Source organism: Kitasatospora sp. NPDC058190, assembly GCF_042883685.1.
In the GTDB taxonomy this organism is placed as follows: Bacteria; Actinomycetota; Actinomycetes; order Streptomycetales; family Streptomycetaceae; genus Kitasatospora.
In genome coordinates this window covers 1-11,343 of the sequence record NZ_JBHVVI010000196.1, presented here as the reverse complement: position 1 = coordinate 11,343, position 11,343 = coordinate 1, and the positions used below count along the sequence as shown (strand labels likewise).

Sequence of the window (11,343 nt, the reverse complement as noted above, 5' to 3'; positions counted from 1 at the left end):
ACCAGATGGGCCCGAGCGGCCCGCGGGTGGCCAGCAGCTCCAGGGTGGTCGCGACGATGGGCACCGCGTCGTCGTAGACCCGCCAGCCGTCGCCGGGTTCGGGAAGGCTCACGGTGAGACAATGAGATCACCTGGTTATGCCCCTGTATGGAGGAGGGGATTCAGGTGCGTCGCTCGATGTGGTGGGCGGCAGCCGCGGTCTGCGGGTTGGTCGCCGTCTCCTTGATCATCGTCGCGGTCCTGGTGAATCTGGACACCGCCAACCGCGTCGCCAGCATCGTGGGAGCGATAGTCGCAATCACCGGCCTGACCCTGACCCTTCGCTCGCTGCGGCACTCCCCAGCCGGCTCATCGACGCCGGACAGTACCACCAGCGCCCGGGACGTGACCGTGAAGGCCGAACACGGTGCCGAGGCCGCCGGGAACGACATCTATCGCGGCCCGCCACGACCCCGCCACACACAGACCACGCCGCCACCCCAAACGGACAAGCGCCGCGTCACCGCAAGGGGCCCGGGCTCGAAAGCAGCCGGCCGCGACATCATCGACAGCCGGGGCGACCCTCCATGACCCCACAGTGGCCGTGGAACAGACGCAGGCCCCCCGATCCTGGGACAGCGGGGCGGGAAAGCACTGCGCCACCACCGGCCACCTCCCACACGTGGGTCACCACGGAGAAGGGGGGAACCGCCGCTGCTGGGGACATTTACATTGACCAGCATCTCCCCCCGGCCAAAGAGCCGCAGTGGCCGATGGTGATCGGCACGATCCCGGCCGAGGCCAGCGCCTTCCAGCCCCGCACCGAACTACGCAAGACCATCGACGAGGCACGTGCGCGGTACGCGACGATCGTCCTGGCGAGCGAACGGCCCGGCACCGAACCACCCGACCCGCCGCCCGACGGAAATCCCGCCGGCCGCCACGCTCCCCGGACACAGGTCCTGGCCGGCGGCGGCGGGGTCGGCAAGACCCAGCTCGCCGCCCACTACGCCCGCCAGGCCCTCGGCCAGGGCACCGACCTCGTCGTATGGACCGACGCCACCGAGACCGCGACCGCCACCGCCGTCTTCGCCGAGGCCGCCGAGGCCGCCGAGGCCGTTCAGGTCCCCGGAGCCACCCACCGGGTCGAGGACACCGAGCAGGACGCCGCCCGGTTCCTGGCCTGGCTCGCCGCCACCGACCACACCTGGCTGATCGTCCTGGACAACGTCACCGACCTCACCCCCAAAGGCCCGTGGCCCACCACCAGCCGGGGCGGACACGGCCTGGTCATCGCCACCACCCGCCAACGCGGCGCCGCCGCCACCGGCGCCGGCCGCACCCTCATCGACGTCACGGCCTACACACCCGCCGAATCCGCCGACTACCTGCGCGAGCGCCTGACCCAAGCCGGCCAGACCCGCCTCCTGGACGACAGCGCGCCGGACCTCGCCGAGGACCTCGGCCACCTCCCCCTCGCCCTCGGCCACGCCGCCGCCTACATGATCAACACCCGACGCACCAGCAGCCGCTACCTCCAGCTCTTCCGCGACCGCACCCGCACCCTCGACACCCTCATGCCCGCCCGCACCGGCACCGACGGCTACGAACGCCCCGTCGCCGCCGCCCTCCTAATCACCCTCGACGCCGCCCAGCACGACGAACCGGCAGGCCTGGCCCTGCCCGCACTACGCCTGGCCGCCCTCCTCGACCCCGCAGGCCACCCACAAAAGCTCTGGACCACCCCTCCGGTCCTGCAGTACCTCACCCAACACCGGACAACGCCCGCCCAGCTGGGCCCGGAACCGGCATCAGAGGGCGAACCGGCCGCAGCACCGGTCCATGCCGACGACGCGCTCGACGCCCTCGCCCTCCTCCACAACTACAACCTGATCAACCTCACCCACGAGGGACACCGCTCCGTCGCCCTCCACGCCCTCACCGCCCGCGCCGCCCTCGACACCACATCCGAACCCGAACGGCCCCACGAAGCGGCCGCCGACGCACTGCTCGCGCTCTGGCCCGACGAAGACCACCTCGACCGTGACCTCGTAGCCGTCCTGCGCGCCAACACCGAGACCCTCACCGAACACGCCCAAGAACGACTCTGGTACCCCGACGGGCACCATCTTCTCTTCCGCGCCGGCCTGAGCCTCCTCCGCGCTGGCCTGCACGCCGAAGCGGTCCGCTACTGGACCCACACCACCGACACCAGCGAAAGCATCCTCGGACCCGACCACCCCGCCACCCTCACCGACCGCAACAACCTCGCCCTCTCCTACGCAGAGGCCGGACGCCTCGACGACGCCATCCCCCTGCAAAAACAGGTCCTCACCGCCCGCGAACACATCCACGGAACCGACCACCCCGCCACCCTCACCGACCGCAACAACCTCGCCCTCTCCTACGCAGAGGCCGGACGCCTCGACGACGCCATCCCCCTGCAAAAACAGGTCCTCACCGCCCGCGAACACATCCACGGAACCGACCACCCCGCCACCCTCACCGACCGCAACAACCTCGCCCTCTCCTACGCAGAGGCCGGACGCCTCGACGACGCCATCCCCCTGCAGGAGGCCGCCGTGGAAGGACGGGCGCAGGTGCTGGGAGCCCGGCATCTGGAAACGGTGCGTTCGCGACTCGGGCTGGCGGTCCTGCTGACGGAGCGCGGACGTGCCCTGTTGCCGGCGAATGCGGCCGAGGCGTGGCGGGATGCGTCCGCCGCTGTCCACGCGGTCGGCCCTCACTTGGCCGACGACCCCGGGCGGTATGGGCCCGTCCTCGCCGACGCGTACCGACTGGCCGCCGATGCCCTCGAGGCCGACGGACAACCCCAGGCCGCCGCCGAGTACCGCCAACGTGCCCTGCTGGCCGCCAACGCAGCATCAGCGGCCGAACCACCGGGCCAGGAAAGCAGCGGGCAGCCCGCTCCCACCTGATCGACCGTCCCGCCGCCGACGGCTGGGCGCAGCCCGGCGCCGGTTAGGTCACACGTGCGATTGCCTGGGGTGTGTCCAGCAGACCGTGCAGACCCGTTCCTGGTCAGAACTGGCTGCGGTGCACCCTCGGGCGGGTGGGCGGGGCCTGCTCGGTGCCGCGCAGTGCGAGGGCTGCGGTGCGGGTGCGCTCCAGCCAGCTCATGACCTGGCGCAGCGTGTCGGGGTCGCGTGGCGGGTGAGGTCGCGGACGGCCTGGTGGTCGTCGTCGGTGAGCGCGTAGAGGCCGGCGCGCTCCAGGGCGGTGTAGAGGGGCTGGGCGGCGGTGCCGACGAGGCGGCGGTGGGCGGCGTCGGTGGTCTGTCGGGCCTGGTGGGCGGCCTCGCGGGCGCATTCGGCGACGTCCTGGCGGTGGCGTTCGGCGCGCAGCGCGTTCTGGAGGGCGGTGTCGTGGTCGGGGTCGTAGCGCTTTGCGCTGGTGGTGGCGGTGTGGTCGCGTACGCGCTGCCACTCGGCCAGGGCGTCGGCCGCGGTGGCGTAGGCGATCTCGTCTCCGGCGTCGGCGTACCGGTCGGCGGCGCGCTCGTCCTCCCGGGCCCGGTGCAGGGCCTGCTAGATGGTCTCCAGGGTCATCCCGGCCGCCCGGTGGCAGACGTCGCCGAGCAGTCCGTGCTCCTGGTCGTCGTCCTCGTCTTGGATGAAGGGGGCGGGGTGTTGGGCGAGGGCGGCGTGCAGCGTCGCGCCAGCCTGCCACGCCTCGGCGTGCACGACGGGCTCCGGCACGCCGCCGCCGGGGCGGGCGCCGAGGACGACTCGGCCCTCCACCAGGGCCACCCAGCCGTCCAGGCCGTCGACGTCCTTCTCGGTCCAGCCGCGGGCAAGGCCGGCGCCCTGGTGAAGGGTGCGGCTGCAGTCGTGGCCGGACCAGCGCAGCCACATCGAGCCGCGCACCAGCGGGGAGCCAAGGGCCGGGCGGCCCCGGTCCCCTGCCGGCCTGCGGAGTCTGTTGCCGAACGGGTGCGATGCAACCCTCACGGGTCGAATTCCGCCATCCCGCTGAGCCCGCCCTTGTGATCGCCGTACATTCGCTGACACAAACGGAAGTTGAAGGAGCACTTGTGGACGGACACACGTTCGGCTCGGACAGCAGTGTGGGATCGACGCGGGCCCTCGTGGAGGCACGACTGCCGGCCGTACGGGAGCAGCGGCGCCGGCTCGAGGAGCAGCTGGCGGCCCTCATCGCCCAGGAGAACGCGATGGTGGCCGTGCTGGAGGGCTTGGATGTTCTGGCCCAGGCTCCACTCGGGGAGCGGGACCGGGTGCAGGGCACCGCGCGGGTCGGCGTCGCGCACGAGCCGCCTGCCGCCCGGGCGCAGTCGGCGCAGGAGCCCTCCGAGTCACCCGTCGCCGAGTCCGGCTCCGCTGGAGAGGCGGCTGGAGGCCGCAGCGCGGGCCCGCGCAAGGCCGTCGCCAAGAAGGCGGCAGCGAAGAAGACGGCGACCGCGCGGAAGGCGGCCGCCCCCGCGAAGCGAGCGGCCGCAAAGGCCGTCCCGGGGAAGGCGTCGACGACGGGTGCCCGGGAACAGGATGTGGCGCCCGCGCCGGCCCCGGCCGCGAGGAAGGCTGCCCGAGGCGCCTCCAAGACCACGGGCACGACGGCCGCCCGGGGAAAGGCGGCGCCCGCGAAAGCCCCAGGAGGTGCAGGCAGCCGGACGACGCCCGCGCCCACGGCGGCGGGCCGTCGGCGGCTGACCGACGCCGAGAGCGTGCTGGCCGTCCTCGGACAGGCCAAGGGCCCGCTGCGGGCCAGGGAGGTAACCGTCCTGCTCGGACTCGACGACCAGAACGGAGCACTCGACGCGGTGCGCACGATGCTCGAGCGCCTCGCCAAGACCGGACGGGCGCAGCGCACGGGCCGCGGCTTGTACGACGCGGTAGCTGGCTGACGGCCGTCACCCCTGTCGGACCTGGCTGATCCGGGGTGGTGCCGATGGGTACCTCGGCACCACCTCGGCCCGTTGAGGGGATTCGCGTACGCTCCTCCCGCTCCCTACGGCTGGTCGGCCCGTCGCTGCGGTTGCGGGCGGCTTTGCCCGGGTCTTGCCGGGACCACCCTCAGCCCAGCCGGACGACTGGTGAAGAGGGGCGGGAGCTGACCCGGACCCGGCAGGTCGAAGGCGGAGCGCCCTTTGTCCCTACCTGCCGCCGGACCGCACAGACTGGCCGGGTGCAGCACTGCAGGGCACCGCGCGGTGTGATCTGCCTGGGCCTTCACGCCACCGAGGCTGCCTTGGGGTCGATGTCCTGGGGTTCGTCCCAGGGCATGACGAGGCTGGCCTGGCCCTCCGCGCTCCAGGCGACGCGCAGGTCGCGGTTGTCGGCGTGGGCGCGCCAGCCGTGCATGCCCGCGTCGTAGTCGGCGCAGATCAGCGCGGCGCGTACCTGGGCCGGGCGGCGCGGGGTGACGCTTTCGTCCCAGGCGAGGACGTCCAGGACCGCGCGGCCGGCCAGGACGGCCCAGCCCGCGTGGGCGACCTGGCGCAGCCAGGTCGGGCGGACCCAGAGCTGGATGAACGGCGGCGCGCCGTATTCGACCTTGTGCGAGAAGGTCATGCCCGGGGTGCCGTCGGTGACGTGGGATTCCACGATGCCGTCGGCACCTCGGGCACGCGGGAGGAGTCGTGCCCGGCCCGCTCCCGGCCAGCCTTGAACGCCGGTTCCGGTGCCGGGTGCTCGGCATACCGGAAGTGCTCGTGCTCCCACGCGAAGCCGGCGCGTACCGCGCCCACCACCGCCTCGCCGATCAGCTCCCGCGCCTGCGCGACCCGCATCGGCTCCACCACCCTCTCCGCCCACACGCCGGTCCAGGACTCCTGGTATCGCACACCCCCGCACCGGCTGGCTCCGAAATCCCGCAACAACACCCGCACGGGACACCCGGTCTTGACAGGCCCGCCCGGGAGTCAGCCGGCGCTGCCGGCGTCGAAGCCCGGGCAGAGGTGGGCGCGCTACCGCCGCACGCCGAACGCCCGGCAGCCGGCGCCGTGGCGTTGCGGCGGTGGTCCGCCAAGACCGCAATGTGCTCCGCGACCAAGGGCAGCATCGGCGTGTCGGGGCGGCCCGGTTGCGTTCCCCTCCGTCGCAGCCGTGACGTTGCTCATGCCAGCCGCAGGCCGGGTCGGCTTCCGGCGACAGGTCGGGCCTCCATGGCTGGCCAGCCCCGCCGACTCTCACCACCGCACCACCTCTTGCCAGACCGGCACACCACAGTTCCCGCCGCAGGCATCGCGCGCCGGAACACGATCCGCCCGAATCCCCTTCCGCCACAACCGCCGTGCCGGGCACCCGTATCCGGCATGCGGCACCAATGTGCCGCCGCCGCACGGCCGGCCTCCTACAGCCGCCCTTCCGGACCGGGTCGGGACAGCAAATCCGCTGGACGGGCCGCCGACCCGGCGCAGCCGTGCAGCTTCCCGCCGGGCGGGATCGCTGCCGTTGGCAGCTTGCCGGTGCGGGCATCGCCATGAGATTCCGGGCACGGGCGCCGACCCAAAAGAGCGCCCGGTTCCCCACGTACGCGGAGGCGGTGTTGACGGAGGAAGCGGTCCCTGGGGACTGGCCCGGGCCCGATCCGGACGACGGGGAGGACGTCGAGATCCGCATCGCGAGCCTGCAAGGCCTTCTGCACGCCCTGCCGCACGACACCGCAGTGCGACGAGAGCTCGGCTTCGAACTGGTCGGGGCGCAGCGCTGGGAGGAGGCTGTCGGCGTGCTGTCGTCTGCCGTGGAGCTTGTGCCCTGGGACGTGGAGGTCCTGCTGGACCTGGGCCGCGCGTTTTCGGCCCTCGAGCGTTGGGGGGATGCCGAGGAGCAGTTCACCGCGGCGGTGGCGCTGCGGCCCGGGTGCGCGGCCGCGCTTGGCGAGCTGGGGTACGTGCTGTTGCATCAGGGGCGGTTGGAGGAGGCCGGGGCCGCCTGCCGCGCGGCCCTTGCCTGTGATCCGGTCTCGGCCCTCGGGCATCTGGGCCTGGCCGAAGTCCTGCGAGCGGGCGACGCGCGTGCCGACGAGGTCGCCGTGCACGCCCGGGCCGCTGTGGCCGGATGGCCGGGCTCCGCCTGGGGCCACGTGGTCCTTGGGCAAGCGCTGCTGGACGGTGGCGACTATGACGGGGCGTACCGGGCCGCCTCACGGGCGCACGAGCTGGCACCGGACTGGGGCCGGACCGGTGAGGTGCTGTGCTTCGCCCTGGGGGAGCTGCAGCGGTGGAGGGAAGCCGTGACGGTGGCCCGGCAGACGGTCGCCGCGCAGGCGACGCCGTGGACGCTCAACGCGCTGGGCTGGGCTCTCTTCGGGCGCGGGCGTCCGCACGCCGCCGAGCAGGTGCTGCGCCGGGCCGTCGCCATGAATCCTGCGGTCCGCATCTGCCGGTGGAACCTGGCCTGTCTGCTGGTCCGGGCCGGCCGCACCCGGGAGGCCGACACTCACCTTGCGGTCCTCCTTCGCGACGACCTCGACGACGGCCAGGCCCACGGCTTGCTGGGCTGGATCCATCTCATGTCGGGGCACCGGGCGCAGGCCCGGGAGGAGCTGGGCCGGGCCGTCCGGCTGCTGGGTGCGACGCGGACGGCAGCGTGGCCGCTGCTCCTGCTCGCAAGGCACAGTCGGCGGGTGGGCGCGATGTCGGCGACAGGCCGGACATCACAACCGAGGGAGATCGCGTCCGGGGCAGGGATGGGGTGAGGAGGAAGCATGGCGTTCACCGCGGTGCACGCCCTGCGGGGCCGGTTGGACGCCAGCCGGGACGATCTCGGGTGCGGCTGGTCCTGGGCGGCGGTCCACCGGGCGCGGCCCCGGGTTCCGCTCGCCTGCCCGGACTGCGGGCACAGCGTGCACGCCAAGCTCTCCCCCCGCCGAAGGATGCGCTTCTTCGCTCACGACCCCGGAGCGCCGCGCTGCGCGTTGGCCCGGGAATCGATGGATCATCACCTGATCAAGCTGGACCTCGCTACCGAGGTCCGCGCGGCTGGCTGGTTCGCCGAGCTGGAAGCACGGGCGGCGGACGGCACCTGGCGGGCCGACGTGATGGCCGTCTCCCCTATCGGTTCGCGCATGGCCTGGGAAGCGCAACTGTCCGCGATCACCCCAGACGGGATACGGGAGCGGACCGAGCGGTTCGCGCGCCACGGTGTGCCGGTGTGCTGGGTGACCACCGGGCCCCGGCCGTGGCTCGGGATGGTGCCCTCGATCCGCGTCGCACCGCCCGGTGAGGTACCGGATGGTGCGGCCGGGGCGTGGGACGTGGCGGCGGGACTGGCGTGGTTCAGGGCCGAACCGCCCGGGCGCGGCGGTTGGGAGGGTGTCAGCGCGCCGCTGGGCGACTTCGTCTCGGCAGTCCTGGCGGGCCGTACAGTCCCGGTCCGGACGCCGGCATACGGGCCGTACCGGCTGCGCGCTGACCAGCGGCTGTGGGACACACATTGGAGCACCCCGGCCCATGCGGCCGCTGCGCTCGAATACGAGCGGACCGAACGCGAGCGCACTGCCCGAGCCGAGCAGGCGGAGCGCGAGCGGCAGGCCGCGTCCGCCCGCAGGGAGGAGGCGTGGCGTCAGGAGCGGGCCCGGCGCATCCGCCTGGCCGCCCCGGCCACGGTGGACGGGTGGCGGAGCAAGATCCCGATGGCGCGCCGCTGGAAACTGGAGGACGCCGCCGCCCGCTGGGTCACGACGCGCACCGGGACGGCCCCGTTCATGGACCACGGCGCGTTCGCCGATCCCGGTGGGCAGGCGGACTGCCGATCCACGTCGCCGATGTGCCGTGCGCGGTACTGCGCCCCGATCCCTGGGCTGCGGACTGGTCCGCTCTGGCCGGGCTGGTGGTCTTCACCGCCGATGCGCAGGAACGCTTCCTGACGCTCCACTGCGCGCCCGAGGGCACCGAAATTGTCGACCTGTCCTGGCTGCTCTGACCGGCTCGGCCCTGGTGTTTCTGGCGGGTGGAGCTGGGCCCGACCGGGGACCCTGCACGCGGCGACGGGACGCTTCGACCCGGCCACACGGTGCCGGTGAACATGCAGACGGCCCGGCCGACCCGTTCGACGGCGGTCAGCGGACAGGGCGTGTGCGCGGGCCTTCGGCCGCAGTGGGCTGGATGCCGGGGGCGCACCACTCACGAAGCGGGTCGGCCGAGCTCGACTGCGGCCAGCACGGTGTTGGCCTGGTGGGCTGCCTGCCGCGCCACGGGAATCCAGGCTGGCCGGAAGCGCTGCTCGTACCGGGCGCACCAGTCCCGCAGCAGGTGGTCGAGGCGATCGGTAGCCGGTGCGGTGTGTTCGTCGGCCGGGCCGAGGGCGCGGCGCAGCAGGGCGGCGGTGCGGATGGGGAGGCGGTGGGCCCACAGTTCGATGCCGTCGAGGCGGGCGGGGGTCATGAGTCCGGGCTGTAGGAGGTGCTGGCCGCCGGTGCGGGGGTCCCACTGGTCGGCGAGCTGGCGCAGTGCGGTCAGCGGGGTGTGGGCGGCGCGCAGCAGGGGGGTGTCGGTCAGGTGGGGGCGGGCGGTGTCGAGGAGTTCGGTGATCAGGTGTCCGTGGTGGCGGAGCTGGTCGGCACAGGCGGCGAGGTGGGTGCGGGGGCCGGGGGTGGGGTGGGTGGGGTCGGGGTGGGAGGCCCAGACCGGGACTTCGATGATGAGGGTGTCGCCGCCGTGGCGCTGGGGGGTGAACCAGGTGGTGGCCCTGACGCTCGTGTCGGTGGCGTCCGGCTCGTCGCCGGGGTGGGCGGCCAGCATGCCGGTGGTGCTTTCCTGCCGGTCGATGTCGCCGGGGTCCGGCGATGAAGACGCCGGGGCCCGGTTCCCGGAGCCAGAAGGTGTCGAAGGAGCCGGAGTCGAGGGGGATGGCGTGTTCGGCGGCGGACTTGGCGAACGGTTCGGCGAGGCCGGGCAGGTCGCGGGTGGTCTGGACGAAGGTGCCGCCGATGTCGGTGTTGTGGAGGGAGAACTGCAGGCGCGGGCGCAGTTCGTCGATCAGGTCGAGGAGGATGCGGCTCTCGGGGAGTGTGCCGCCGGTGGCCGGGGCCCATTCGGGCTGTTCCTCGGCGGCGGGGCGGTAGAAGGTGGCGAAGTACTCGGGCAGGGTGCGGGCGTGGCGGCTGTCTTCCGCGAGGTGCGCGCCGTCGGGGTCGAGGCAGAGCAGGAGGTTCCAGGTCAGCGTGGAGTGCAGGGCGGGCTGGGCGAGGACGCGGTGGGCCAGTTCCAGGACGCTGGCGCGGCCGGAGAACTCGTCGGCGTGTGCGCCGGAGACGACCAGCACGTGGTCGTTGACGTGGCCGATGGTCAGGAGCATCAGGGGGCGGCCGTCGCGGGAGTTTCCGAGGGTGCGCACGCGGCACAGGTCCGGGTGGCGGGCGGCCAGTTGGTGGGCCGCGTCGGTGAGGTCGTCCAGTGCGGGGTAGCGGTCGTCGAGCACCGCTCGGCCTGCGGCGGTCGAAGCGTCGGTGAACATGGTCGTCCCCATTTCCTGCGCGCCTGTCCTGGCCGGCCGTGGCGGGAGCTCCTGGGCCGCTCCAGACGCCGATCGGCTGTCCGCTGGAGGCCACGCGTGCGTCCTTCGTGCGAAAGCGGTCCCGGACGTTGCCGATGACTCTCCGGATCTGCCCGCTGTGCTCGTACCGGCGGCTTTGCAGTGGCCCGGCCGCGTTCCCCTCCCCCGCAGCCGGGCCACTGTTCAGACCCGCCGCAATCCGGTCCGGGTCGGGACGCACGACGAGGCGGCCGGTGCGGCACGGCTGAGTGGAGACCGGTCGCAGGTGGTGCCCCCGCGCGGGCGGCTCGGCGAGGCCGAGGTCGAGCGAGGCGATCGGAAACTCGGGGGTCTGCGTGGGCAGGACGAGGTCGGCGACCCTCAGGATGGCGTCGCACACCTCACGGGTGCGCTGCTCCAGGGTGGCGGGCGGACTGGCCACCAGCACGTCGGTGACCGGCACGCGCACGCGCGTCACTCGGGCGAGGTCCTCCGGCGGGACCCACAGGTCGTCGGTCCTCAGCGGGTGGTAGGTCATGTCGAGCCACCAGCTCCCGGGTGTCATCGCGGCGATGACGCGGCGGGTCTCCTCGTAGATGCGCGGGCTCGGCTCCGCGAGGGCGAACGCGGTCACGAGCACGTGCACGTCGGTCCCGCCGGTCGGCGGAGTGTTGGTCGTGAAGCCGGCGTCGGCCAGGCGGTCGGCGACGCCGCGCGCCACGGATCCGGTGCCCATGACCGTGACGAACTCAGGTCTCATGATGTCCCCTCAGTACCGCTGACGCGCGATTCGAAGAACGTATGCAGGGCGCGGGCGCCCGGCGAAACCGAACCACCGCACCATGACGCCGGCGGTGGCAGCGTGCTGGAGCGGGAAGCTGCCCTGGGCGGGTGGTGTCGGGTGTCGCGC

At 73.2% G+C, this 11,343-nt stretch carries 9 protein-coding genes and 1 pseudogene; 5 read left to right on the top strand and 5 right to left on the bottom strand.

From position 1 onward, the window contains the following. The first annotated feature begins 165 nt into the window (after positions 1-165). Both ACFVWU_RS42665 and ACFVWU_RS42660 read left to right on the top strand, forming a co-directional pair. Complete coding sequence (locus tag ACFVWU_RS42665; RefSeq protein WP_387631625.1) at positions 166-570, top strand: hypothetical protein; 405 nt, start codon at positions 166-168, stop codon at positions 568-570. A 182-nt stretch (positions 571-752) separates the two neighbouring features. Beyond that, positions 753-2,918 (top strand): tetratricopeptide repeat protein, encoded by a 2,166-nt coding sequence (locus tag ACFVWU_RS42660; protein WP_387631622.1) that lies wholly within the window; start codon positions 753-755, stop codon positions 2,916-2,918. Between the two features lie 609 nt (positions 2,919-3,527). On the opposite strand, the gene ACFVWU_RS42655 is transcribed toward ACFVWU_RS42660, so the two are convergent. Then, positions 3,528-3,866, bottom strand: coding sequence for a hypothetical protein (locus ACFVWU_RS42655; protein WP_387631620.1), 339 nt, complete (start codon positions 3,864-3,866; stop codon positions 3,528-3,530). Positions 3,867-4,033: 167 nt separating this feature from the next. On the opposite strand from ACFVWU_RS42655, the gene ACFVWU_RS42650 reads away from it, so the two are divergent. Continuing rightward, the gene (locus tag ACFVWU_RS42650) at positions 4,034-4,861 is read left to right on the top strand and encodes a hypothetical protein (RefSeq protein WP_387631618.1); all 828 of its coding nucleotides are present in this window, start codon (positions 4,034-4,036) and stop codon (positions 4,859-4,861) included. Between the two features lie 325 nt (positions 4,862-5,186). Here the strand turns inward: ACFVWU_RS42650 and ACFVWU_RS42645 are convergent, their stop codons facing one another. Together ACFVWU_RS42645 and ACFVWU_RS42640 are read right to left on the bottom strand one after the other, a co-directional pair. Continuing rightward, complete coding sequence (locus ACFVWU_RS42645) at positions 5,187-5,561, bottom strand: hypothetical protein (RefSeq protein WP_387631617.1); 375 nt, start codon at positions 5,559-5,561, stop codon at positions 5,187-5,189. Beyond that, positions 5,525-5,800 carry a hypothetical protein gene (locus tag ACFVWU_RS42640; protein ID WP_387631615.1) on the bottom strand — a complete coding sequence of 92 codons (276 nt, stop codon included), beginning with the start codon at positions 5,798-5,800 and terminating at the stop codon, positions 5,525-5,527. The genes ACFVWU_RS42645 and ACFVWU_RS42640 overlap by 37 nt, the downstream gene beginning before the upstream one ends. 704 nt (positions 5,801-6,504) lie before the next feature. On the opposite strand from ACFVWU_RS42640, the gene ACFVWU_RS42635 reads away from it, so the two are divergent. Both ACFVWU_RS42635 and ACFVWU_RS42630 read left to right on the top strand, forming a co-directional pair. After that, the gene (locus ACFVWU_RS42635; protein WP_387631613.1) at positions 6,505-7,656 is read left to right on the top strand and encodes a tetratricopeptide repeat protein; all 1,152 of its coding nucleotides are present in this window, start codon (positions 6,505-6,507) and stop codon (positions 7,654-7,656) included. 9 nt (positions 7,657-7,665) lie between these two features. Further along, positions 7,666-8,826, top strand: coding sequence for a competence protein CoiA family protein (locus ACFVWU_RS42630; protein WP_387631612.1), 1,161 nt, complete (start codon positions 7,666-7,668; stop codon positions 8,824-8,826). 256 nt (positions 8,827-9,082) lie between these two features. Here the strand turns inward: ACFVWU_RS42630 and ACFVWU_RS42625 are convergent, their stop codons facing one another. After that, positions 9,083-9,700: a hypothetical protein gene (locus ACFVWU_RS42625; RefSeq protein WP_387631610.1), complete on the bottom strand. Its 618-nt coding sequence runs from the start codon at positions 9,698-9,700 to the stop codon at positions 9,083-9,085. A 424-nt stretch (positions 9,701-10,124) separates the two neighbouring features. Beyond that, a pseudogene (locus ACFVWU_RS42620) lies at positions 10,125-10,415 on the bottom strand (M14 family zinc carboxypeptidase); the annotation flags it as partial. Between the last annotated feature and the right edge of the window lie 928 nt (positions 10,416-11,343).